The organism is Clostridium sp. CM037, from assembly GCF_055081095.1.
In genome coordinates this window covers 3116391-3141047 of record NZ_CM143650.1, presented here as the reverse complement: position 1 = coordinate 3141047, position 24657 = coordinate 3116391, and the positions used below count along the sequence as shown (strand labels likewise).

Annotated in this window: 20 protein-coding genes, 1 tRNA gene and 1 pseudogene; 10 read left to right on the top strand and 12 right to left on the bottom strand. The window is 30.7% G+C overall.

Annotated elements, in window-relative coordinates; translation table 11 throughout:
* Positions 1–80: 80 nt before the first annotated feature.
* The 4 genes from ACWJKP_RS15150 to ACWJKP_RS15135 all read right to left on the bottom strand — a co-directional run bounded on the left by ACWJKP_RS15150 (position 81) and on the right by ACWJKP_RS15135 (position 2111).
* A complete protein-coding gene (locus tag ACWJKP_RS15150; RefSeq protein ID WP_263492339.1) occupies positions 81–302 on the bottom strand; it encodes a GNAT family N-acetyltransferase in 222 nt (73 codons plus the stop codon).
* A 341-nt stretch (positions 303–643) separates the two neighbouring features.
* Positions 644–1048, bottom strand: coding sequence for a hypothetical protein (locus ACWJKP_RS15145; protein WP_224578818.1), 405 nt, complete (start codon positions 1046–1048; stop codon positions 644–646).
* A gap of 415 nt (positions 1049–1463) precedes the next feature.
* Entirely contained in the window at positions 1464–2009 is a 546-nt protein-coding gene (locus ACWJKP_RS15140) for an IS1595 family transposase (protein WP_165414823.1), read from the bottom strand.
* 17 nt (positions 2010–2026) lie between these two features.
* Positions 2027–2111, bottom strand: a tRNA-Leu gene (locus ACWJKP_RS15135).
* 305 nt (positions 2112–2416) lie between these two features.
* Here ACWJKP_RS15135 and ACWJKP_RS15130 point away from each other — a divergent pair.
* On the top strand, positions 2417–3616 hold the full coding sequence (locus tag ACWJKP_RS15130; protein ID WP_462961294.1) for a DnaD domain-containing protein: 1200 nt from the start codon (positions 2417–2419) through the stop codon (positions 3614–3616).
* 268 nt (positions 3617–3884) lie between these two features.
* The gene (locus tag ACWJKP_RS15125; RefSeq protein ID WP_165414825.1) at positions 3885–4967 is read left to right on the top strand and encodes an XdhC family protein; all 1083 of its coding nucleotides are present in this window, start codon (positions 3885–3887) and stop codon (positions 4965–4967) included.
* A 661-nt stretch (positions 4968–5628) separates the two neighbouring features.
* Here the strand turns inward: ACWJKP_RS15125 and ACWJKP_RS15120 are convergent.
* Positions 5629–7164, bottom strand: coding sequence for a transposase (locus ACWJKP_RS15120; RefSeq protein ID WP_224578784.1), 1536 nt, complete (start codon positions 7162–7164; stop codon positions 5629–5631).
* Positions 7165–7431: 267 nt separating this feature from the next.
* On the opposite strand from ACWJKP_RS15120, the gene ACWJKP_RS15115 reads away from it, so the two are divergent.
* From ACWJKP_RS15115 to ACWJKP_RS15095, 5 genes are all read left to right on the top strand, one after another.
* Entirely contained in the window at positions 7432–8088 is a 657-nt protein-coding gene (locus tag ACWJKP_RS15115) for a response regulator transcription factor (RefSeq protein WP_165414157.1), read from the top strand.
* Positions 8089–8091: 3 nt separating this feature from the next.
* Positions 8092–9540, top strand: a complete 1449-nt coding sequence (locus tag ACWJKP_RS15110; RefSeq protein WP_165414158.1) for a HAMP domain-containing sensor histidine kinase — start codon at positions 8092–8094, stop codon at positions 9538–9540.
* A complete protein-coding gene (locus ACWJKP_RS15105; protein ID WP_165414159.1) occupies positions 9530–10285 on the top strand; it encodes a hypothetical protein in 756 nt (251 codons plus the stop codon). Before ACWJKP_RS15110 ends, ACWJKP_RS15105 begins: the two co-directional genes overlap by 11 nt.
* A gap of 295 nt (positions 10286–10580) precedes the next feature.
* On the top strand, positions 10581–11309 hold the full coding sequence (locus ACWJKP_RS15100; RefSeq protein WP_165414160.1) for an N-acetylmuramoyl-L-alanine amidase family protein: 729 nt from the start codon (positions 10581–10583) through the stop codon (positions 11307–11309).
* Positions 11310–11360: 51 nt separating this feature from the next.
* On the top strand, positions 11361–12269 hold the full coding sequence (locus ACWJKP_RS15095; protein ID WP_165414161.1) for a polysaccharide deacetylase family protein: 909 nt from the start codon (positions 11361–11363) through the stop codon (positions 12267–12269).
* 74 nt (positions 12270–12343) lie between these two features.
* Here the strand turns inward: ACWJKP_RS15095 and ACWJKP_RS15090 are convergent.
* From ACWJKP_RS15090 to ACWJKP_RS15075, 4 genes and pseudogenes are all read right to left on the bottom strand, one after another.
* Positions 12344–12577, bottom strand: a pseudogene (locus ACWJKP_RS15090) (hydroxylamine reductase); the annotation flags it as partial.
* Between the two features lie 98 nt (positions 12578–12675).
* Positions 12676–13356, bottom strand: a complete 681-nt coding sequence (locus ACWJKP_RS15085) for a helix-turn-helix transcriptional regulator (RefSeq protein ID WP_165414162.1) — start codon at positions 13354–13356, stop codon at positions 12676–12678.
* 135 nt (positions 13357–13491) lie between these two features.
* On the bottom strand, positions 13492–14748 hold the full coding sequence (locus ACWJKP_RS15080; RefSeq protein ID WP_165414163.1) for a dicarboxylate/amino acid:cation symporter: 1257 nt from the start codon (positions 14746–14748) through the stop codon (positions 13492–13494).
* A gap of 22 nt (positions 14749–14770) precedes the next feature.
* The gene (locus ACWJKP_RS15075) at positions 14771–15955 is read right to left on the bottom strand and encodes a MalY/PatB family protein (protein WP_165414164.1); all 1185 of its coding nucleotides are present in this window, start codon (positions 15953–15955) and stop codon (positions 14771–14773) included.
* 424 nt (positions 15956–16379) lie between these two features.
* Between ACWJKP_RS15075 and ACWJKP_RS15070 the strand changes: the two genes are divergently transcribed.
* Complete coding sequence (locus ACWJKP_RS15070; protein WP_165414165.1) at positions 16380–17231, top strand: polysaccharide deacetylase family protein; 852 nt, start codon at positions 16380–16382, stop codon at positions 17229–17231.
* A gap of 157 nt (positions 17232–17388) precedes the next feature.
* Here ACWJKP_RS15070 and hcp (ACWJKP_RS15065) read toward each other — a convergent pair whose 3' ends face one another.
* From hcp (ACWJKP_RS15065) to ACWJKP_RS15055, 3 genes are all read right to left on the bottom strand, one after another.
* Positions 17389–19107 (bottom strand): hydroxylamine reductase, encoded by a 1719-nt coding sequence (gene hcp / locus ACWJKP_RS15065; RefSeq protein ID WP_165414166.1) that lies wholly within the window; start codon positions 19105–19107, stop codon positions 17389–17391.
* A 193-nt stretch (positions 19108–19300) separates the two neighbouring features.
* On the bottom strand, positions 19301–19858 hold the full coding sequence (locus ACWJKP_RS15060) for a hemerythrin domain-containing protein (protein ID WP_165414167.1): 558 nt from the start codon (positions 19856–19858) through the stop codon (positions 19301–19303).
* Positions 19859–20083: 225 nt separating this feature from the next.
* A complete protein-coding gene (locus ACWJKP_RS15055) occupies positions 20084–20794 on the bottom strand; it encodes a Crp/Fnr family transcriptional regulator (RefSeq protein ID WP_165414168.1) in 711 nt (236 codons plus the stop codon).
* Between the two features lie 344 nt (positions 20795–21138).
* Between ACWJKP_RS15055 and hcp (ACWJKP_RS15050) the strand changes: the two genes are divergently transcribed.
* Positions 21139–22785: a hydroxylamine reductase gene (gene hcp, locus ACWJKP_RS15050; RefSeq protein WP_187351448.1), complete on the top strand. Its 1647-nt coding sequence runs from the start codon at positions 21139–21141 to the stop codon at positions 22783–22785.
* Between the two features lie 629 nt (positions 22786–23414).
* Positions 23415–24647 (top strand): FprA family A-type flavoprotein, encoded by a 1233-nt coding sequence (locus tag ACWJKP_RS15045; protein ID WP_165414169.1) that lies wholly within the window; start codon positions 23415–23417, stop codon positions 24645–24647.
* The last annotated feature ends 10 nt before the right edge of the window (positions 24648–24657 follow it).

Below are 24657 nucleotides of genomic sequence, written 5' to 3'. Positions count from 1 at the left end.
TATGTGTCTTAATGTGTATTTTATAGGAAAGATTGGCTGGTCCCCTAAAACAATATAAAAATATCGAGAACCATCTGTACCTAAATTAATTTTAGTAGCATTAAATAGTCATCTTTTTTTTTAGCTATAATTTTAAATCCTACAGCCTTATACATTCTCACTGCATAATTGCCTTTGGATACACTCAATGATGTTTGGCTGTATCCTTTTTCCTTCAAGTATTCTATCATCTTTTTCATCAAAGATGTTCCTATCCCTTGATTTTGATATTCTTTTATCAGCGAAATAGAAAACTCTGGCATTTTATCATCTATGTTCTCATAGCCTTTTATTTCACCTGCTAAAATCCTAACCCATACAGCACCATTTTAATACCTTCAACATCTGCCACTAAGCAGTGATTGTCCTTCTTTTTAAGAAAATCATCGATGTATACACTAATTTCAGGTATTTTGAGTACACGGACTGTATATAGAAACTGCCGCAAGGGGGTATATATATCGACCTAAAATACTCAACAAAATGGTTATAATATACCTTAGTTCACTTTCTAAAATAAAAACCGGAACTTTTAATTTAGGCCATGTTTAATAACAATGTTGATAATATGACAATTTTTAAGGGAAACCAAAAATGGATTCCCTTAATTTACATAAGAAAGCTCTTTATAGTACGCTAAAACCAAATCCTTCTGATTATCAGGGCAGTAAATAGTAATAGTACTTCCTATAGCGATAGTACTTTCTATAGTATATAACTTAAATCCCTTTTCATTAATAACTGGATATAATGTTGAAGTATCATCACGAGCAGATAGTGAACTCATAATTTTGTCTAATGTTTCATCGGCTGACTTATACCTGATATTAGCAACTGGTTTCCCAAGCTCCCATGTATCCGATGAGCCTGAATATACTACTATAGCAACGTAGGTAGTACCATCCATTTTAAAATTCTCAATTCTATCACCATCATATCCCCAGTATACAATTTTGCCCGATTCTGCTATGATAACATCTTTTGAGCTACTTTTGTTTCCTGACCTCACTGCACCAATCCAACCAATAGGAATCAGCTCTATTAAAAGACTTATGATTAAAAAAATTATCGGAATAACAATATATCTTTTTTTAGTAGTCTTGCCTTTCCGCTTTTTTACTCTCCATATAATTATAAATATTACGTTTAGCATTATAAAGAACAATGCTAAAAAAATACAACAACCATTATTAAGAAAAATACTAATCCCACCATTACGCCACCCTTCTAATTTGGATATATACAGAAATTTATGCTTAATTCTATTATTGTATCCTCATTCAATTATACAATATAGTACTATAAATGAGCAAATATCATAACATCTTTATATATAAATTGCTTCTCTGATTTTAAAATCCTTTAACTTTGTATCAGAATGAGATGTGTGTGACTGAACTAAAAGATGTTTAGTCTTTTCAGCATCATTCTCTATGCTTACCACGCTTAACCAGCTGTAGTTCTACATCCGAATTTTTGGCAAACTTAATATAACTCTTGTGAGAGTCAGTACAGATGGTTGAATTATCTTCAATCCTACCTGCAAAGAGTCTTTCTAAATCTGTATGATTCATTCTACCTTTAATTCCACGTCTATGAGGTTCTCGTGGCATTGTAAAAGTAGTGCTTTTCTTATGATTTCCTTTAAAGGATTCTCTGAAAAATGCCTCATCAACTTCTATAACTCCACCAACATTTCCAATACCCATATATACTCTGATAGCGTCTAAAAACTTATGCCTACAATAAAAAGATGTAGGCACACTAATTTCGACTATCTCGGCACATTTTCTTATGGAATAACCATTTATCATACATTTAGAATATAATATCCACTTTTTAATATATTTCTTAATGTTGATGATGAAATTTTCTGCGTAAATTGAACCTACAAAACTACCCCCTAAGCCTATTTTAACTCGCCTTAAATTACGATTTGTTAATTTAATTAAAAAATAAAAAGCATTCATAAAATGAGTGTTTTTTTTGGTGCAGATGACAGGAATCGAACCTGCATGCCGTAAAGCGCTAGACCCTGATTCTAGTGCGTCTGCCAATTCCACCTCATCTGCATAAATGGTGAGCCTTATGGCAATCAAATTTCTACAATGTTTTGTTTTGCTTAAACTAAATAAAGAAAACCTAAAGTTAAATTAGTATAATAAGTATATTATATACGTTTTATCTAATTCAGGATTATTATGTAACATAATCTGGACGTAAATTTAAAAAGATTTATAAAAAACTTAAAAATATTTAATATTAGGGGGTTCGGATTTGCGATTCTCGTGGCTATTATATATAGGGCTTAATTAAAAGGTGTTAATAGTGCAGCTTTGCAGGTGATGATTTAATTAATATTAAGGAGGATTAACTAATGGCTAAATACAGACAGATTTATACAGAATTTTGGAGTGATAGCTTTGTGTTTGAACTTACACCAGAGGAAAAATACTTTTATTTATATCTTATCTCAAATACCAAAACAACGCAGTGCGGTATTTATGAAATATCAAAAAAATTTATAGCTACAGAAACTGGGTACAACAGAGATACTGTAGACAAGCTAATTAAAAGATTCTGTGAGTATAACAAAATCTTATACTGTGATGATACGAAAGAGATTATGGTGTTAAATTGGATGAAATACAACGTACCTAACAATATAAACGCTATTAAATGTGTTCATCACGAGTTATCCAGGGTTAAAAATAAAGAATTTCTTAAAATTTTATTTAAAAAATGTGATGTAGCTCAATTAGATGTAGCGAAAATTTTCGAGAACCTCATTATAGAGGAATCTTTTGATATTAATTTTACTGATGATAGAACTTCTGTAAATTGCTACTTAGAAAAAGTGGACAATCATCCTATAAACTTTACTTTAGAAAGCAGCTCTGATGTAATTCCCATGGAAAATATAGAAGACCAAGATAATAATGATTTTCTGAAAAAGGAAGAGATTCAGGAGTCACGTGAATTCATAAATAACAAGTATATTAGTAGGGTCTTACAAAGCCCTTATAAGGGGCTACCAAGTAATAGAATAAGAAGTAATAAAGAAGAATTAATAAATAAAGAACAAGAATTAATAAATAAAGAAGAAGAAGCATTAACTAAGAAAGAAGCAGAAGCATTAACTAAGAAAGAAGCAGTAACTAAAGAAGAAGCAATAGTCATAAAATATAGAAATAATTCTGCTGCTGGTGCTGATGGTGAGGGCTTAAAAAGTGTACTTAAGGTATTTGAAGAAAATGTACATGCTATCACGCCTTTGGTGTATGAAAAAATATTAGATTTTGCAAAGCAGGTAAGTAGCAAAGTTATCATTATGTCTATTGATGAGGCTGTAGAATATAATGCTAAAACTATAAAGTACATCACTAAAGTACTCAATAGCTGGATAAGTAAAGGCATAAAAACTGCTGAGCAGGTAAAATTCTATCAAAAACAGTGGGCTAGTAAAAAGAGTGGCAGCTCAAGCCATAATGTGAAAAATGGTGGCTTCTGCGACTATGATCAAAGAACATATGATTTCGATCTTCTAGAAAAACAGCTATTAGGACAAGTATACTGATTAGTTATCTTTGGATATTCCCTTAATAACGAATTTTGTATTCCAGAGATATGGGTTCAAAGAAATAGTATTAATTATATGGTGAAAGGTTTATTGGAAATGAATTTTCAGTTTTTGTTGTTAACAATATATCCAGCAATGTTATTGAGATTTTAGGATATATTGTTATAATGAAGTAATAGTTTGTTGGTTAATTCGCTTGTTTATAGACATAAATAACTTATCAAAGGTGAATTTCAAATGATAATAAACTTGGAGGAATGAAATCATGAATGTAGATACCTATAAAAATTTACTGGATGAAGTGGGCTCAGGAAATAATGCTGTTATTATTACAATGTTGGATAACAAAAATTGTGGAAATAAACCATATCAGAACAAAACACTTTTTACAGAGGAAAGTCTGAATTCCCATAATCGAATATCTGATTTAGATGAATTACTTTACCAAAAGGCAAACTATGCAATAGAAACTGGAATTCTTCAGCTTGTTAAAATTAGTGAAAGTGAAGCTTATTTAATTGAACCATATTTTCCAGAACCACGCTTAATAGTTTTAGGTGGTGGACATATAGCTAAGCCCTTAGCTGAGTTTGGTTCAAAAGCAGGTTTTTCAGTTACAGTTATCGATGACAGACCCTCATTTGCTAATAGTGAACGATTTCCTACTGCTAAAAAAGTAATTTGTGAGAGTTTCGAGAACTGTTTCGACTTAATTAGTTTAAATAAATCTGCTTACGTTGTTATTGTAACTAGAGGTCATAGGCATGATATGGATTGTCTAAGACAAGTTTTAAAACATAATACTGCATATGTTGGAATGATTGGTTCAAAACGGCGAGTTAAAAGCGTCATGGAGCAAATGCTAAGTGAAGGATATCCTCAAGAGGAGTTAAACAAAGTCAATGCCCCTATAGGTCTTGAGATAGGAGCAGTTACACCAGAAGAGATAGCGTTTTCTATTATATCTCAGGTCATCAGTTATAGACGACTCGGTGATATAACCAATGTTATTAATAGGCAAACGAAAACTAATTGGCCAGAATTTGACAATGAAGTGTTAATGGAATTGTGCAAAGAAGAAAATTCTCCAAAGGCGATCATTACAATCATTTCTACGAAAGGTTCAGTTCCAAGAAATGCAGGAGCTAAAATGCTTGTATGGCCATATGGTAAGATTTTAGGGAGTATAGGCGGAGGGTGTAGCGAAGGCACGATAATTAATGATGCCCGTAACTTACTCGGAAGTGGTGGATATCAAATTCAAAGCATAGATATGACAGGCGCCATCGCTGAAGATGAAGGGATGGTATGTGGGGGAATCATGGAGGTAATAATAGAGTCTTTTTAAACATCACGATAACGGTTGCATTTATTTTTGGTTAAATAAAATATACTTGTCAATATCTAAAGTTTACAATTAAAATAATTACAAAAGCTATAAGTCTTAATCCTCTTTTTGGTTTTTTATTTTCTGAACATAGCTATAAATGGTGACTTCTGATGAGCCTAATTATTCAATGATTGTAGAGAGATTTTCTGATTCACTATCATCTTTACTAATTAACATGGCTGTAAAAAACGTCAAAACGACAATTAATTTTAACGATGATAAATATTATTGAAACTTTGGGATAAAGTAAAAAGTTTAAGATTTACCTATACAAGGAAAAAAGTTAAAGTACATATCAGACCATAGGCTTAAAATATAATAATTTATTAGATAAGTATCTAAAACTTTACAACAACTTTACATATATGATAATCTTCTCATATAAAAATAGTTTATAATTTTACTTGCTAATTATTTATATTAATAAATTTGAATAAATAAAACAATAATATAGTATAGTCGGAAAACAATAATTAACAATTTCCATATTTAAGTATTAAAAGTGCTTATTTGAATGAAAAGTTATATTTGAATTAATTACGGACATGACAAAAAGACTTTTTTATACACTATTTTAAAAAAGCCGTAGGCTGGTTATTGAATTGAAATTTATTTTAAATTACGCAGCTATATTTTTAAGAGTTGGGAAAATATCGGCAAGGGCTATTAATCTTTCTGATGCCCAAGCATCTATGAAACAGCAAAATGCACCAAGAAATACCCTTGTTATTCTACACCCAACAGAATAAATAATTGCATCTTCAGCATGAAAATTGTTATTTATTCTATCCCAACATCTTTCAGTAGTTGAACGTCTTTTATAAAGAGATTTCCATTGTTTTGAACCTCTTAATATTGGAGTGAAATACCTTGGGTTGTCTAATGTTTTAGTGTAATAAGATTTATTGCTTTTCATAGGACATTTTTCACAGTTTTCACATTGAACTGGGAATAACCATTTATGTCTATATTGTTTACTAATAATTCCCCAATTACGAAGCTGATGTCCACAAACAGTTCCGTGTGGAATAGCATTCTTATCAAGTTTAACAAATTCACTATTTGATGAAGGTTTTGAAGAACGTGAATTTAAATCAATAATAGGATTTATTCCATAATGCATGCATAAAAGATAAAAAGCATTAGCATCATAAGCAGAATCTAAGGCTACAGAATGAAATTTAATTTCAGGATATAAATCCACAAGTTCTTTAAGTGCATAAACGCCAGTAACAGCATCATGGCGTGCCGCGCTAACAAATTTAATATGGATAGGTAGGCTGTAAAAGCTATCACAGGCAGTAAATCCGTGATAGGTATGACCATAGTAATAATGTTCATTAAAGCTATCCCAACCCCAGCTAGCACTGGGGTCGGTAAACTTTCGATAACAGTCACAATGTTCTCCTGGTTTAAGTTTGCAATCACAAACTTTTTTACCGTAAGGCGAAGCCTGTGTTGGCATACAGGTTCCGTCGCCAGCAATATTTAGTTTAGAAGGATCGCCCAAAATACCCATTGATAAAGAAGGAATAACAAATAATTCTTTAAGTATGTTGTTCATTTTGGATTCGCTTCTGTCAAGGAGCTTTGAATTATCATATTTTAAGATTCTTTTAACTAAACGGTCAACTACACCAGACTTGGAGTTATTCATCTTTTGGTTTTTCTTTTGTTTTTTACGTGGTTTACGTTTAATTTTACGCAGTTTGGATTTATTAAGGATCTTATCCTTATGAATCAGCCTATCCATAAAATCATAAAAAGTACCTACACCAGGAATTCGGTCAACATGTATGCCTTCGGCTTTAGAGTCTGAATAGCAAGCGGGTATAAAGCCAGATAAAATTGAATAGAAAGGGTCTGAACGTAATGTTTTTACCCAAGATGATATACTAGTTTCTTTACAATAAGCCATGATAATAAGTGACCTGAGTAATGCTACCGCATCTTTGGGCGGAGCCCCTTGATTAGATTTAGAGTAAGTACTTTCTATTAGAGGGACAATTCCGGTTAGGTCGGTAGACCAGATTTTAGTTATTTGTGAACTACGCTCAAACAAAGTGATTTGTTGATTGGTTTGAATATAGAATTTTTCTAAAAATGTTTCAAGAAAATATTGATATTGAGAATGAGAAACCTTAACAGTTAACATAAAAACACTCCTCGCAAATGAAATAATGTAAAAAAATATACATATTTAATTTTGCGAATTTTTACTAGCTGTCAAGTCTTATTTCACAATGTTTAAGTAAAAAAGATTAAAAGTAATACGAATAGCTTAAATTTTCTAGGTTATTCGTACAATATGAGGCACCACGAATTTTTGAGGTGAAGTTGATTTTTGAGCAAAATGAATCAAGAGTTAGCAGTACCTTAAGAGTTTCCGAGAGTGCACATAATATTATTGGAGGTGATTTGTTTGAAACAAAAGATTCTAATAGTAGAAGATGATTTAGCAATATCAAACTTAATCAGATTAAATTTAAATATAGCAAATTACGAAACTAAAGAAGTTTATGATGGCTTAGAAGCAATTAATATTATTGAAAATCAACCTTTTGATTTAATACTACTGGATGTTATGCTTCCAAATGCTGATGGTTTTACTATAATGGATAAAATAAGATATTTAGATATTCCTGTTATATTTCTTACTGCTAAAAACTCAGTTATTGATAAAGTAACTGGATTAAAATTAGGAGCAGAAGATTTTATTGTAAAGCCCTTTGAGGCTCTAGAACTGTTAGCAAGAATTGAAACTGTTCTTAGAAGATATGGAAAAGCTAATGATGCTTTGGAATTTAAAGATATTAAAATATATTTAAAAGAAAGAATAGTAAAAAAAAGTGGCAAAATAGTAGATTTAACTCTTAAGGAATTTGAATTATTATGTATATTGGTGCAAAATAAAAATATAGCATTAACTAGAGATATACTATTAGAAAGCGTATGGAAATATGATTACTTTGGAGGAACTAGAACTGTTGATATGCATATAGGTTCAATTAGAAAAAAATTAGACCTAAATGATAATATTAAGACGGTTTATAAAATTGGCTACAGGTTGGAGGACTAATAGATGAAATTTTGGCAAAGAATATACATTTTATTTTTGACTTTATTTATTTTAACCTTTAGCTTTGCAGGAATTTTAATAATAGAAAAGATTCATAATGAAACATTAAAAAGAGAAGTAGATAGATGTTTAAGTGAACATTTGAGTATTTATTCAGGAGTGAATTTAAGTATTCCGGTGTATGACACTTTAAGAAGGTATTCCCGTAATACCAGCTCGGATGATGAAATTTTATCTAATGCCATCAATGATTATTACAAAAAATACAATGATAAAAATGTTTATGTAGAGATTTTAGATACAAATAATAAAAGTGTGTTTAGTAATATGAATTTTAAAATGCCTGATAAAAGAGAAGAAATCAATTCACTTCAACCAGATAAAAGACAATATATAATTAAGGATATAGGTAATAAATCATATATATTTATATCAAACTTGATAAATATAAACAATAAATCCTATAAATTTACTTATGCGCGAAATATTTCAGGAATTTATAAAGAAAGAGGAAATCAGTATATTTTCTTTTTTAAACTAGATGTAGTAGTATCTTTAGTTTTCATGGCGTTTATGTATTTTGCAAGTAAATATATAACAAAACCAATCCAGAATCTTATTGGGGCTACTAAAAGAATAGTTAAAGGAAACTTTTCAGAAAAGGTAGAAATAAAATCTAAAGATGAATTTGGCGTGCTGGCAGAAAATTTCAATACAATGGCTGAGGTTGTTGAAGAAAAAATAAATGAATTAGAAAGAAATAATAATGAAAAACAGAGGTTCATCGATAACTTGGCCCATGAATTAAAAACACCATTAACTTCTATAATAGGGTATGCGAATTTACTTCGTACCACCAAATATAATGAGGAAATTTTTATAGACGGTCTTGGCTATATATATGGAGAAGGAAAGCGGTTAGAGGAATTATCTTTTAGGCTAATGGACTTAATACTATTAAGAAAAGAAGAGTTTAAGCTGCAAAATGAAAGCATAAAAAACATTGTTCTTGAAGTAAAAGGGTCATTGCTTCCAAAACTTATTGAAAAAAACATAAGCTTAGTAATAGAGGATAATGGTTTTGAAATGATGATGCAACGTGATTTAATGAAGGTACTACTAACTAATCTTATAGACAATGCTATAAAAGCTTCTAAGGTTAAATCAGAAATTCACATTGGTATTAACAAATATAAATATGAAGTTGAAATAAAAGATCATGGCATAGGGATTGCTAAGGAACATATAGATAAGATCTTTGAACCCTTCTATATGGTTGATAAAGCAAGAACTAGGGCAAGTAATGGTGCCGGATTAGGTTTATCAATATGTAAAAGGATATTGGATATTCATAGTGGATGCTTTGTAGTTGAAAGTGAAATAGATAAGGGAACTTCAATTAAATTAATATTTAATACTTGTAAAGGTGGTGACTCCTTTCATGAAACATAAAATAATACTTCTCGTATTATTGATTTCTAGTATTTTTTTAACTTCCTGTAGTGATTTTAGTAACATAAAAAAAAATCAACTGGTAGTTATAAAGCTTGATAAAAATACTATATCTACTTCAGATATAGTGAATGGAAAAAAAATCTTAACAGAGGAAGGAGCAAAATTAAAAGCTCTAGAAATTTTAGAAAAATATTTTAATGTGAAACTTTACCTGACAGAGGTTGGAAGTAATGTTCAGTTCATTAGTTCATCAATGTTAAAAAAAGATTTAGAGCTGATAAAGCCAAGTAAGTATTCAAAAACGCAATTGGAATATAGTAAATCTGTGTTAGAAAACGGTTTATATAATGTGGAATTTTTTACAAGAGTAGAAAAGAAAACACAAAATACAAATTACACAGGCTATTTTATGAAAATAGATTCAAAAACAGGAGAATGTATATATTTTAAAAGTTATGATAGTGAGATTATACCTTCTTCAAACAGTAGTATTGATATAACCGAAGCAAAAAAAATAGCAAAAGAATTTATACTAAAAAATAATATTGGTAATATTAAAAATATAAAGTTCGTTAATCAAAATCCGAAAAGCGTAAAGGAGCCAGTTGGATGCAGTTTAGTATACGAGGATGCTGACGTAGCTAGTAATAAAGTAATAATTTCTATTGATGAAAGCACTAAAAAAATATACAGTTTCTCAATAGGAGTAATGGCGATAATTCAATCTAATACTAGTTGGTAAGAAAATAAACAAATGGAATAAAATTATAAAACCTACTACCTTTAGTGTAAGTGACATAAATAAGAAAAAGCATCCCATATTCGGAATGCTTTTTCTTATATATATCAGTTTACAAAATACTCACTTTTAACAAAATCTTATTTTGTTAAAAGTGAGTATTTTTTTAGAACTAGATAATTCTTTTCTTTACATATACTTTACAACTATTAAAAACTTCTGATATATTCTCCTATTATAATTAAATATATCAGATAAACGATAAAAAGCAAAAACAATGTAGAAAGAAGGGAAATCTATGAAAAAAAAGTTGTCGAAAATAAGTATAAAAGCACTCTTTGTATTCTTATTAATCTTGGGATTGCTATTTATTAGTAATCAAGTAAAAAAAGGAGCGAATGCTAATCCACAGATTATTAATAACCACGAGCAAAAGAGTAATACTTCTAATTTTACAGTATGTATTGATGCAGGCCATGGCGGATATGATGTTGGTGCTACAAACTCATCGAATATTTTTGAAAAGGATGTAACATTAGTAATTGCTCTTAAAGTAGGCGCTCTCTTAGAAAAAGATGGTATTAAGGTGTTATATACAAGGACTACTGATAAAGTGTCCTGGCCCTCTGATAATGAGCTAGATCTTAGAGCAAGAGTTAAAGTATCGAATGAAGCCAAAGCAGATGCATTTGTATCTATACATTGTAATGCGGCTACTGACTCTAGTTATCATGGAGTAGAAACCTGGTGTAGGTTTCCTAATACTGATGGTGAAAAACTTGCTAAAAGTATCCAAAAGGAGCTTGGTAATAGTAAGTACTCCGCCGATAGAGGTTTAAAATATGAATCTAATGGATACTCATTGGCTGTATTAAAGCTTAATAATTCTGTTTCCGCATTAATTGAAATAGGTTTTTTAAGTAATTCTTCAGATGCTAATTTTGTAACATCTGAAAGTGGACAAGATGTATGTGCTAATAGTATAGCAAAAGGAATTTTAAATTATAAGTCATCAGTTAAAAAGTAATTAATTTTACACTAAAATTAATGTTTAGATATAACAAAGGAGAAAAAAATTATGAGAATAAAAAGCAATAAATTTAAGACAATAAGAAACACTGTAATTATAGTATTTTCTATTATATTATGTGCTTTATTTTATACAGGGTATACATGGGTTTCAGAAGTGAATGTTCAAGCCAAGGAAAATCAGGTATTACAGGCTAAGGCACAGGAAATAAAGGAAAAAGACGAAGCGGATAAGAAAGCTAAAGATTTAAATACTAAAGCCGCTAATGCTGCAGCAGATTATGATATACAAAAAATATCAGATATATCTAGCGGTAGAGGCGTGAAAGATGGTAAGAAAACCGCGTTTCTTACTTTTGATGATGGCCCATCTACTACTGTAACACCACAAGTACTAGATGTATTAAAAGATAATAAAATAAAAGCAACCTTCTTTACTGTTGGAAACCTTATAGAATCTAATAATTCAAGTAAAGAGCTTATAAAAAGAATTTCCAAAGAAGGACATTCTATAGGAAATCATAGCTATAGTCATTCAATGAAAACATTATATCCTCATAACAGACTTGATGTAAGTATTTATATGGCTGAACTTGAGAAAACTAACAATATCTTAAAAGATATTTTAGGACAAGATTTTAATGCACGAGCAATGAGAATGCCAGGTGGATATATGTCTAGAGTGTACTACGATGATCCTAATTTGATTGAATTGAATGCCAAGTTAAAGGAAAAAGATATGTATAGTATAGATTGGAATGCATATATTTTCGATGCTGAGGGTAAAAACAAAACTGCACCCGAATTAGTAGAGGCATTTAAAAAAGATGTAGGTACACAAGAAAAAATAGTAGTATTAATGCACGATACATATGGTAAGGAAGAAACTGCAAAGGCATTACCTGAAATTATAGACTATCTAAAAATAAATGAATATGAATTTAAGATTATAAAATAACTTAAGGCAGTATTTGTAATATAATGGTATAAAACAACTTATAAGTGTTGCCTAATTGTAGGAAAATATGAATATGTAAGTATAACTGCATCCTTTGGTAGCTTTTCAGCAAATTCTGTGTAGTAATCACGGCTTTTCATTCGTCCATCGCAGCCTGCCATTACAAAGAATCTCTTTATTGCTCCAGATTTAATAGCGTCCACAATTTTGTCCACAACAGCTATCACTTGATTATGAGCAAATACTCCTACTATTTCACCTTTTTCAATTTCTTTAGGTGCCGCACATTTTTTAGCCTGTTTAATTATTTATATCACGATAACGGTTGCATTTATTTTTAGTTAAATAAAATATACTTGTCCATATCTAAAGGTTACAATTAAAATAATTACAAAAGCTATAAGTCTTAATCCTCTTCTTGGTTTTTTATTTTCTGAACATATCTATAAATGGTGGCTTCAGATGACCCTAATGTTTTAGCAAGTTGTTTAACGGCACCTTTTAATAGAAAAATCCCTTTTTGATGAAGTTCCTCAACTATGTGAATCTTATCTTCTTGTTTTAAATATTCAATAGTAATACCTTTAGCAGAGGTTATTTTATTAATTGAACATTGAGCTAATTCTTCAATGATTGAAGAGAGATTTTCTGATTCACTATCATCTTTACGTTCTAATTCAGATTCGTTTTTATAAAGAGAATATACCTTTGAAACAGTTTCCATCAAAGTATTAAGGGCTATTTCATCAGTGTTCACAGATATAAGCCCAATTAAATTCATATCATCATCTCTTATAAAAAAAGTTGATGAACGTAGGGAGTTATTCATTTTATTATCTCCGTTATAGTTAGTAATAAAATCATTTTTTTCATTTGAATTTTCTTTTAGTATTTTTAAAATTAAATCTGTTGCAGGAGCACCAACTTCTCTTTTGGAAATATAGTTATTTTTTATACTAATAATAGAATGGTCTAAATCTGTTAAGTCGTGTAAAGCCACTTCACTATTTTTACCCAAAATCCCAGCAATAAAATCTACCAACGGAATATATTTATTTAATTTATTCTGTATAAGTTTAGATGACATTTTTTCACCTCATAAATATCTTTATATTTAGCCTTGTGCATATTGCAAAGTGTTGTCTTTATAGAATTTTAACTGAAGAGATATAATTCCAGTAAGTGTTATATTTTCACTGGAATTATAGTGCTATCTCCTAACTTACATAAATGGTTCTGTTTCTATATGAGATATTTTGTTAGTGGCAATTTTTTTATCAGCCCAGTTTTTACCTTCAATAATGCGAGAAATAATCATTGCAACCCCAGTATCACCAGTAGCGTTAATTGCTGTTGCTGGTGCGTCTGTTATTGTTCCAATTAAAACCATAATTGGAATTGAAACAGCCGGAAATCCAAAAGCAGCTACAATAAATATTTCTCCAACATAGCCACCTGCCGGTATTGCACCCATTACTGATGAGGCTACTACAGATACTACAATAGCAGTCAATAAGTTTTTAGGATCCAGAAAGTTAATGTTAAAAATAGAACACATAAATGCAATTTTTAAAATTGAAATTAAACACGCTCCATCTTTATGAAGATTACAACCCATAGGAATAGTAATATTCTTAATATCTTCTGGAATGCCAATGTTTTTTGAGGCAATAAGATTACTCGGAATACTTGCAGCACTAGAGCACGTACCTAAAGATGTTAAAGCTGGCGGAATAATGTGTTTCCAAAAATTTCTAATTCCTCTATTCCCATCACCAATGAAAGCGAAAATAGTATTTGCTAAAAAGAAATATATTAGAGCCGCTATAAAATATATTATTAATGCTCTTGATAGTGGTCCTGCAATTTCATCACCATACTGCCCAATCAAAGTAGCGAAGAATGCACCTAGTCCTATTGGGGCTAAAAGCATGACATATCCAACCATTTTCATAATAACACTAGATAGTGAGTCAAATAATTGCATTACAGGTTTTCCTTTTTCTCCTATAGCAACAGTAGATACTCCAAAAAACATAGAAAAAACAATTAAAGCCATCAAATTTTTTCTTGACCATAACAGTGAAAAGTCATTTACTGTAAACATCGATAAAAAATTACTACTGCTCGTCATATCCTTTACTGTTTCATTCATAACGATATTTGCTCCATGAGCTGGATCAAACACCCCACAGATGACAGCCATATAAACGCTGGCTATGATTTCTGTTACAATAAACAATACCATCATGATAGATAATACTTTACCAAGCTTGTGCAAATTCTCCATATTAGCAATGGAAGATACTAACGATACGAAAATCATAGGGACTACACAACAATATAATAAATTTAGAAAAACATCTGCTATAGGAGTAAGAAGTACAGCTTTTGGTCCAAGTATCCATCCTACAATGGACCCTACTAACATTCCCCCAAGGAGGATAAAAGAAAATTTATAATTCTTTAAAAACTTCATTAGTGTTCCTCGCCTTCTATTTTTACAAAGAATTGATATTCTTTATGATGTTGTCTACAGCCATTTCAACATATTTGGGATCAGTAGCCATATTGAGTCTAACAAAACCTTTGCAATCTTTACTAAACAATTCACCTAAATCAACAGCAAGTCTACATTTGTCCTGTATAAAGGTTTTTGTGTCCTTAGGATCTATATATTCTCGTAAATCTAACCAAGCAAGATAGGTTCCTTCTAATGGCGTAATAATTATTTTTGGTGCTTTTTCATTTAGTCTGGTTTTAACATAGTTATAATTATATCGTATTACATCTAGCAAAGAATCTAACCACTCTTTTCCATGACTATAAGCAGCTTCTGCTGCAGTGAGTCCCATGATATTTACTTCTGTTTGATTAACAGTTTTTGCATAAGCGTCATATTTAGCTCTTATTTCTTCATTGGATATGATTATATGGGAATTTAATAACCCAGCTAGATTGAAAGTTTTTGACGGTGCTGTAACTGTTATTAGATTATCTGCATACTTTCCGCAACTTACAATCGCTGCTGGGATTTGAACATTTTTTCCAACTATAATATCCTGATGAATCTCATCTGAAACAACAAGAACATTGTGTTTTTTACATATAGACAAAACTTTATCTAATTCTTCTTCTGTCCAAACTCTACCAACTGGATTATGAGGAGAACATTGGATAAATAATTTGACGTCGTTTTCAACAATATTCTTTTCAAAATTCTCGAAATCAATAGTATATACTCCGTTAGTATTAATTAATTCCGATGTAATCAATTTTCTTCCATTATCGTTTACCGCATTGTGGAAGGGATAATAAACTGGAGTAATAATCATTACTGAGTCATTGGGTTTTGTAAAAGCATTAACAAACCAGTATAAGGCAAGAACAACACCAGTTGAAAAACGCATCCATTCTTTATTTATCTCATAATTATGTTCATTCTTTTCCCAGTTAATGAAGGCATCATAATAGGATTCAGGTACATAAGAATATCCAAATATTCCGTGTTCAATTCTTTTCTTCAGTGCATCAATTACAACTTCGGGAGTTTTAAATTCCATGTCTGCAACCCACATAGCAATTAAATCTTTATCACCATAACGCTTATCTAGTGCATCCCATTTTAAGGAGTTTGTCCCTAACCTATCTATTGAATACTTTTCACAAAATTCCTTGATATTCATTATAAAAGCTCCTTTTTTTTATAAATTAGCTATTGCGTCAGCTTCGACTAATACTTTTTATACGTTTACAATATTATATAAACTAAATAGCCATTAATTTATTATAACAATATATTATCATAGCTGTAAAAAAACGTCAACATAATAATTAATTTCAAAGATGATAAATATTTATTAAAATTTTCGAATAAAGTATTCCATATGCGAAATGGCTGTTCTTGTATATATAACTTTACAACTTGCTTACAGTTTACAAAGACTTATTTAGTTAAAAGTGAGTATTTATCTAGAATTAAGTAATTTATTTTAGAATAATTTATGGATGCTAAGCATATGGTTATGTGAAAGATGAAATATTGGCTGAAGATTATTTAGTTTTTGTACTAGAATTAATGGTTAGATATAACAGGGGGAGAAAAGAATTATGAGAAGAAAAAGTAATGATTTTAATACAACAAGTAGCACTGTAAGTATAGTGTTTTTTATTGTATTATGCAGTTTATTTTATACAAGCTATACATGGTTTTCTAAAGGGGCTAAAGCCGCTAAAGCCGCTAATGCCACTAATGCCACTAATGCTGCAAATGTTGCAGCTGATTATGATATACAAAAAATATCGGCCATAGCTAGTTGCAAAGGGGAGAAGGATGGCAAAAAAATGGCATTTCTTACTTTTGATGATGGGCCGTCTACTACGGTAACACCTCAAGTACTAGATGTATTAAAAAATAATAACATAAAAGCGACCTTCTTTACAGTTGGAAAATTTATAGAATCTAATAATTCGAGTAAAGAGATTATAAAAAGAATTTTCAAAGAGGGACATGCTATAGGAAATCATAGTTATAGTCACTCATTGAAAACCTTATATCCCCATAACAGACTTGATGTAAGTACTTATATGGCTGAAATTGAGAAAACTAACAATATCTTAAAAGATATTTTAGGACAAGATTTTAATGACCGAGCAATAAGAATGCCAGGTGGTTATATGTCTAGAGTGTACTATAAGGATCCTAAGTTGATTGAATTGAACGCTAAGTTAAAAGAAAAAGATCTGTATAGTATAGATTGGAATGCATATATTTTCGATGCTGAGGGTAAAAAGAAAACTGCACCCGAATTAGTAGAGGCATTTAAAGAGTCTGTAAGTACACAAGAAAAAGTAGTAGTATTAATGCACGATACCTACGGTAAGGAAGAAACTGTAAAAGCATTACCTGAAATTATAGACTATCTAAAAATAAATGGATATGAATTTAAGATTATAAAATAACTTAAGGCATTATTTGAAATATAATGGTATAAAACAACTTAGAAGTGTGCCTAATTGTAGGGAAATACGAAAATTACAAATTAAATAATAAATAAAAAAGCACCCATAAATGAGTGCTTTTTATTACTGATATCAAGAATAAAGGTAATTCTAAGTATTATGCTCCCATAAACATTTTTATATCATCATCTACATTGCTTATTCCACCAATACCAAAGCTGTCAACCAATACCTTTACTACGTTTGGTGATAGGAATGCTGGTAGGGTTGGTCCTAAATGAATATTTTTAACTCCTAAATGCAGTAATGCAAGTAATACTATAACTGCCTTTTGCTCGTACCATGCAATATTATAAGAAATCGGAAGTTCATTTATATCATCTAATCCAAATACTTCTTTTAGTTTAAGTGCAATTACTACTAATGAGTATGAATCATTACATTGTCCTGCATCCAATACTCTTGGAATTCCACCAATATCACCTAAATTTAACTTATTATATTTATATTTTGCGCAACCGGCTGTAAGTATAACTGCATCCTTTGGTAGCTTTTCAGCAAATTCTGTGTAGTAATCGCGGCTTTTCATTCGTCCATCGCAGCCTGCCATTACAAAGAATCTCTTTATTGCTCCAGATTTAACAGCGTCCACAATTTTGTCCGCAAGAGCTATTACTTGATTATGAGCAAATCCTCCTATTATTTCACCTTTTTCAATTTCTTTAGGTGCCGCACATTTTTTAGCCTGTTTAATTATTTTAGAAAAGTCTTTTGATTTTCCATTTATTCCATCTGCTATATGCTTAACGCCTTCAAAACCTGTTACTCCTGTAGTGTATATTCTATCTTTATAAGATGCTTTTGGAGTTACAATACAGTTTGTAGTCATAAGTATTGGTCCATTGAAGCTTTCAAATTCCTGGTTCTGTTTCCACCATGCATTGCCATAATTTCCAACTAAGTGCTTGTACTTTTTAAATGAAGGATAATAGTTAGCTGGAAGCATTTCACTGTGAGTATATATATCTACTCCCGTGCCCTCCGTTTGTTTTAATAACTCTTCCATATCTTTTAAATCATGTCCACTAATTAATATAGCGGGATTATTTTTAACTCCTATATTAACTTTTGTTATTTCAGGATTCCCGTAACTCGTAGTGTTCGCCTTATCAAGTAAAGCCATTGCATCAACACCATACTTACCACATTCAAGTACTAAGGCCACAAGTTCATCAACGCTTAAATTATCGTTAAGCGTTGAAGCTAACCCCTTTTGAGTGAATGCATGAAGCCCATCATCGTTGTATCCAAGACTACTCGCATGCTTAGCATACGCAGCCATTCCCTTCAGTCCGTAAATAAGTAATTCTCTTAAAGATCTTACATCCTCATTCTCTGTTGAGAGTACTCCAACTTTTCCAGCTTTTTCATCAAATGCTTTTAAGTCATTAGAAAACCAAACTGCTGCATCGGGTAAGTTTAATTCCTCCTCTTTGCCAAATCCAAACGTATTAAAGATCTTTGTAAGCCAACTAGCATTTTCGCCTTTATCACTTAACTTAATTCCAGCTTTAAGGAGCTGACCTTTTACTTCTTCCCTTAATCTTAAACCTTCTCTTATTCTTTTAATAAATACATTTCTATCAAAATTTGCATTAGTTATAGTTGCAAATAAACTTTCCATTATAAAATCATCTACTTCTTTATTAACGATACCATTCTCTCTAGCACGTACACTGTATATAGATATTCCTTTAGTTATATAAATTAGCAGGTCCTGAGCTTTTGCGAGACTTTCAGTCTTACCACAAACTCCCTTTACCGTACAACCTTTGCAATTAGCTGCTTCTTGACATTGATAACAAAACATAGCCATATTAATAAACCTCCATTTTTCTCTTTTGTAAGCACTGGTTGTGCCTGTTCTATGTGATTATTATACTGATATATAATCATGTTGTCGGTAACATATGTTACTAACTTATTTTATTACTATACGATGTCTAGTGTATTTTTGTTTCTTCTAATTTTCTGTGTACAACACTTGCCTCTTTTATGTATGTTTAAAATTAATCTAAATACTTCTTCTCTAATTCTTCTAAAACACTTATATATTCTTTTTGTAATTGATTTTTAGTTGCCTCTAATTCAATATTTTCACAACTTACATTTACGTCCTCCATGTCCACTTGGCTTAATGCTCTTCTAGCAAAGGTATATATCAATTTATCTTCTTTATCAATATGTCTTGTTAACAGATCAGCATAGCATACGGAATTTGCGATTATATCCACTCGTGAATCTAAGTCACCATTTTTAACTCTTAAAAGAGCTTCTTCTAAAAGCGTTATATGTTGCCTTCCTAAATCATGTTCTATATACATTCCAGATAAGGGTCCTTTTACCATATTTTGCCCTAGTTGAGTTTCCATCTTCTTAAAAAGGACAACCTCTTCCTTATTGTGATGATGCTTATCGGCATAGTTTCTAACAAATAGAATCATCTTTTCAAAAGATACAAAATCAACAGTATTGCTATTTAATATTTCTACGCTTAATTTCTTAAATAATTTTAATCCACGTAAAATATATTTATGTTCGTCCATCATTAAATCTATTGCATCCATAATTAATCCTCCTAATTTTTTCAATTCAATACTTATTTCAAATTATAATTATATTATTAACTTGTTTAATAATATAATACTAGTCCTTATAGTGTAAAACAGTAGATTTCATACTCCTATGTTATAATTCTACTTAACTTTAATTTGAAAAAATATGATTTAAATCAAAATTATAAAAAAACAACCTAAGGCTTATGTAATAGGCCTTAGGTTGCTTGAAAATTACTATTCTACATATGATCTTAATATATCTAATTGTTTTATAATTACCACTTTATTACCCTTAAGGCTGATAATACCCGATTCTTCAAATATACTGAGCTTCCTGCTTATGGTTTCTCTCGTTACCCCAACATAATTTGCCATCTCTTCCCTATTTATAGGTAAGTTGATTTGCAAACCCTGATTTGTAGCAACTCCATACTTTTCACCAAACTCTAAAAGCATAAACGCAACTCTTATTTCTGCATCATTAGTAGCCAGATTTTGGGCAAGATTTTCAGTCTGAGTTAGACGCTTTGAAATAACTTGTAATAGCTTTATTGATATTCCTGGGTTGCTCATGATAATTTTATCCATATCTTGTTTGGTTAATGTACATATTTTAACATCTGATATGGCGTAAACATTAAAATTATATATTTCATCACTACTGAACAGGCTTAGTTCTCCAAAGAAATCTCCACTAGTGAAGATATGAACTATTTGCTCTTTACCCTCTTTTGTTAACTTAGATATTTTTACTTGACCTTCATTAATAATAAATAATGTATCTGATTTTTGTCCTTGGCTACACAGCATATCTCCTTTTTTATAGAATTTATGCCCTGTCATATCAACAATTTTTATAAGTTCATCGTCAGAGAGGAATGAAAATATAGGTACCTTCTTAGCACATAGGCTATGATTACAATTTCCACAACTACACTCTTTCATATATATCACCTACCATTTAGTATAATAACATCTTTAATTTAGCCCAGTCAAATAATAATCAATATACTTTTTTAGTACTTAAAGATTTTGATTTTCTGTTTCCCCTTATTGAAACTTTGAAATAACAAAGGATGATAGTGTCTTATCAAAAATACATCAGGGTATAAAGGATACAGAGGATGAGCATGATGCTGCTGGAAATATAATTAAAGAATTAGAGAAGATAACCAGAGATTTCAATGATTCGGAAGGGGTATATGAATATTCTCATTAATATCGTGTATAATCATGCCAGTAATGTGCAAAATATTATATAGAAGTTTTAAAAATTAGGAGGGTTACATATGCAAGGAAAAATGTTTTGTTTTCAATGTGAACAAACTTTCGGCGGAAAAGGTTGTACCAAAGTAGGAGTCTGTGGAAAAACGCCTGAAATTGCAGCAATGCAGGATTTGCTCATTTATCAGTTAAAAGGAATAAGCTGTTATGCTACTAAACTTTTAGCCAAAGGCGAAAAAATTGATAAGTCATGGGTTTCATTTATTGAAAATTCATTGTTTATGACATTAACTAATGTAAATTTTGATCCTGGATCTCATATGGATATGCTTAAAAGATCTCAAGTAATAAAAGAGGATGCCAGGAAAAAAGCAGCAGGGGAAGAAGTAAATTCTGAGGAAGCTTTATATAATTTAAGTGATACTAAGCAGCAGATACTTGAAGATGCTAAAAAAGCTGGCATTATGTATAATGAAGACTTAGATGCTGATATCCGTTCAGTTCGCGAAACTATAAAATATGGATTGAAAGGGATTGCAGCTTATGCACACCAAGCTAGATGTATTAAATATAATAGTGATGAAGTAGATGATTTTTATTTTATAGGCTTAGCAGTAATGACTGATGATAGTTTAAATCTACAAGATCTTATCAAGTATTTAGTTAAAACTGGAGATATGTGTGTTAAGGTTATGGAGGTATTAGATAAAGCCAATAATGAGAAATATAATTCTCCAACACCTACAAAGGTTAATGTAAACATTAAAAAGGGTCCATTCATTGTAGTTTCTGGTCATGATTTAAGGGATCTTGAAATGTTACTTGAGCAAACAGAAGGCAAGGGAATAAATATTTATACACATGGTGAAATGTTACCATCGCATGGATACCCAAAGCTCAATAAATACAAACATTTAGTAGGTAATTTTGGAGGAGCATGGCAAGATCAACAAAAAGAATTTGATGGTATACCTGGTTGTATTTTAATGACAACAAATTGCTTAATGAAACCAAGAGATTCTTATAAAGATAGAATATACTCAACAAGTGTTGTTGGTTGGGATGGTCTAAAACATGTATCTAATGATGAGAATGGATATAAAGACTTCTCTGAAATGATAAATAAAGCACTAGAACTCGGTGGATTTGAAAAAGATGAAGAAGTTAAAGAAATTCTAGTAGGATTTGGTCATAAAGCAACTTTAAGTCATGCTGAAACAATAGTAAATGCAGTTAAGGAAGGAAAGATTAGACACTTCTTCTTAATTGGAGGATGTGATGGTGCAAGACCAGGAAGAAATTATTACACTGAATTTGCACAGCAGGTGCCTAAGGATTGTATCATTCTTACTTTAGCTTGTGGAAAATATCGTTTTAATAAGTTAGAGTTTGGTGAGGTAGCAGGACTTCCAAGATTATTAGATGTGGGTCAGTGTAACGATGCATATTCTGCTGTTAAAATAGCATCAGCACTAGCTGATGCATTTAAATGCAGCATTAATGATCTACCACTGGCAATTGTTTTAAGTTGGTATGAGCAAAAAGCTGTCGCTGACCTATTGGCATTACTTTCACTTGGTGTAAAAGGGATTTACCTTGGACCAACGCTTCCAGCTTTCTTAAGCCCTAACGTATTACAATTTTTAGTTGATACTTTTGATATTAGACCTATAAGCAATCCAGAAGATGATTTAAAACAAATACTCGGATAAGAAATATTAATTTTATAATTATAATTTAAAATAAGCGGCTGCTAAATGTAATTTGAATACATTTAGCAGCCTCTTATTTTACGTTTTTAGATTTTTTGTGACTTCGATCATATTCTGATGAAAAACAAATATGTATAATGAAAATAATATAGTGTCAGTAATAAATAATTCATTATAAAAACAAGTGATTTATAATCGAAGTCGAAGATGTAAGTAACAGACAAAACTATATTTTAGGATATTCATTTTAAGAATAATATCTTATTAAAAAAAATATGAGAAGGGATGGTTTTTATGTCATTTAAAATTAGTGATAAAGTTGATTAGGTTGGGAAAATAGATTGGGAGATAAGAGATTATCATGGTAAAGGGTACTCTACACATAAAGGGACTTTGTAAAGATTTCGGTAAGAGTATAGGAAAATCATATTGAAAGTCAAGGAGTTCTAATCACAAAGTGATTAGAGCTTCTTGACTTTATTGCATTCAATCATAATGATACTTATTAAATAACTTCATTATTTTTAAATTTTGATTTAAATCATATTTTTATAATTAGAATAAATATAGAATAGAGCCATAGGAAAGCAAGAACATATGAAAATAAATTAATATTGGAGGGACACATTATGAAGAAAAACATTATGCTAAGTGAAAAAATATTTTGGGTTGGTAAGGTTGATGGTAGAGAGGTACCTTTCCATAGACTAACATTAACTAAAGGAACCACTTATAATAGTTATTTATTAATGACTGAAAAACCTACAGTTATTGATACTGTTGATATAAGCTTTGGTAGAGAATTTGTAGAAAATTTAAAGAATATAATTGAACTTGATAAAATTAAATTCATTGTAATTAATCACACTGAACCGGATCATTCTGGTGCCCTTGGAAGTTTGGCGGCTAGAGCTAAAAATGCAGTAATTGTGTGCACAAGGCTGGCTGTAGATGAACTTAAGGAAATGTATAATCTTCATAATAGAGAATTTTTAGTTGTAGGGGATGGGGATACTCTTGATATAGGCGGCAAGACCCTAAAATTCATAGAGACGCCTTATCTTCATACGCAGGAGACTATGATAACTTATTGCATCGATGATAAAATTTTATTCCCTTGCGATATCTTTAGTACCCACGTAGCTAACTATGAGTATTTTAATGATATGGCAAAAGACGATATTAATGATGACTATATTGGCTACTACAAATTAATAATGCACCCACATAGAAGATATGTTCAGAATATGATCGAAAAAATTAGAGATTTAGACATAAAGATAATAGCACCATCCCATGGATTTATTATTAGAAATAACGTTCAAAGTTTTATAGATATTTATGATAATATGAGTAAGAATACAGAGGTAGGTAAAAAAACACTTATTTTATACTCTACTATGACAGGTAGGACAAAAAAAATTGCTGATATTTTTAAGGGAAAATTTGAGGAGCAAAATATAGCTTGCGAAATCGTGGATGTAAATAAAATACCAAGAGAAGAAGTAATGATGGCTATCAATGAAGCCGATGCAATTTTCTTTGGCAGCTCTACCAAATATGCAGATATGATTGGAAACATGGAAGATATATTGAAGAATCTTCATGCAATAAATCTAGAAGATAAGATAGGGGCGGCATTTGGTTCTTATGGTTGGAGTGGAGAAGCTGTGGAAGTAGTTCAGGATTACTTGAAGGAAACCGATATTAAAGTTTTGAATACTTCTGATGTAATTAAGTCGACTGGTATGGTCGATATAGAATTCCCACTAAGGATTAGGTTTTCACCAAGCGAAGATAACATAAAGAGCATTGAAAGGGCAGTTGTCTATACTGCTGATTTATTACTTAGTACAATTTAAAATATGAGGA

What these genes read in the sequence shown, in the direction of transcription:
- hcp (WP_165414166.1), bottom strand. Translation starts at nt 19,107, where the DNA reads ATGGCTATGTTTTGTTATCAATGTCAAGAAGCAGCTAATTGCAAAGGT.
- hcp (WP_187351448.1), top strand. Translation starts at nt 21,139, where the DNA reads ATGCAAGGAAAAATGTTTTGTTTTCAATGTGAACAAACTTTCGGCGGA.
- ACWJKP_RS15140 (WP_165414823.1), bottom strand. Translation starts at nt 2,009, where the DNA reads ATGAATGCTTTTTATTTTTTAATTAAATTAACAAATCGTAATTTAAGG.
- ACWJKP_RS15045 (WP_165414169.1), top strand. Translation starts at nt 23,415, where the DNA reads ATGAAGAAAAACATTATGCTAAGTGAAAAAATATTTTGGGTTGGTAAG.
- ACWJKP_RS15150 (WP_263492339.1), bottom strand. Translation starts at nt 302, where the DNA reads ATGCCAGAGTTTTCTATTTCGCTGATAAAAGAATATCAAAATCAAGGG.
- ACWJKP_RS15055 (WP_165414168.1), bottom strand. Translation starts at nt 20,794, where the DNA reads ATGAAAGAGTGTAGTTGTGGAAATTGTAATCATAGCCTATGTGCTAAG.
- ACWJKP_RS15125 (WP_165414825.1), top strand. Translation starts at nt 3,885, where the DNA reads ATGAATGTAGATACCTATAAAAATTTACTGGATGAAGTGGGCTCAGGA.
- ACWJKP_RS15120 (WP_224578784.1), bottom strand. Translation starts at nt 7,164, where the DNA reads ATGTTAACTGTTAAGGTTTCTCATTCTCAATATCAATATTTTCTTGAA.
- ACWJKP_RS15060 (WP_165414167.1), bottom strand. Translation starts at nt 19,858, where the DNA reads ATGGATGCAATAGATTTAATGATGGACGAACATAAATATATTTTACGT.
- ACWJKP_RS15130 (WP_462961294.1), top strand. Translation starts at nt 2,417, where the DNA reads ATGGCTAAATACAGACAGATTTATACAGAATTTTGGAGTGATAGCTTT.
- ACWJKP_RS15070 (WP_165414165.1), top strand. Translation starts at nt 16,380, where the DNA reads ATGAGAAGAAAAAGTAATGATTTTAATACAACAAGTAGCACTGTAAGT.
- ACWJKP_RS15110 (WP_165414158.1), top strand. Translation starts at nt 8,092, where the DNA reads ATGAAATTTTGGCAAAGAATATACATTTTATTTTTGACTTTATTTATT.
- ACWJKP_RS15105 (WP_165414159.1), top strand. Translation starts at nt 9,530, where the DNA reads ATGAAACATAAAATAATACTTCTCGTATTATTGATTTCTAGTATTTTT.
- ACWJKP_RS15100 (WP_165414160.1), top strand. Translation starts at nt 10,581, where the DNA reads ATGAAAAAAAAGTTGTCGAAAATAAGTATAAAAGCACTCTTTGTATTC.
- ACWJKP_RS15085 (WP_165414162.1), bottom strand. Translation starts at nt 13,356, where the DNA reads ATGTCATCTAAACTTATACAGAATAAATTAAATAAATATATTCCGTTG.
- ACWJKP_RS15080 (WP_165414163.1), bottom strand. Translation starts at nt 14,748, where the DNA reads ATGAAGTTTTTAAAGAATTATAAATTTTCTTTTATCCTCCTTGGGGGA.
- ACWJKP_RS15075 (WP_165414164.1), bottom strand. Translation starts at nt 15,955, where the DNA reads ATGAATATCAAGGAATTTTGTGAAAAGTATTCAATAGATAGGTTAGGG.
- ACWJKP_RS15095 (WP_165414161.1), top strand. Translation starts at nt 11,361, where the DNA reads ATGAGAATAAAAAGCAATAAATTTAAGACAATAAGAAACACTGTAATT.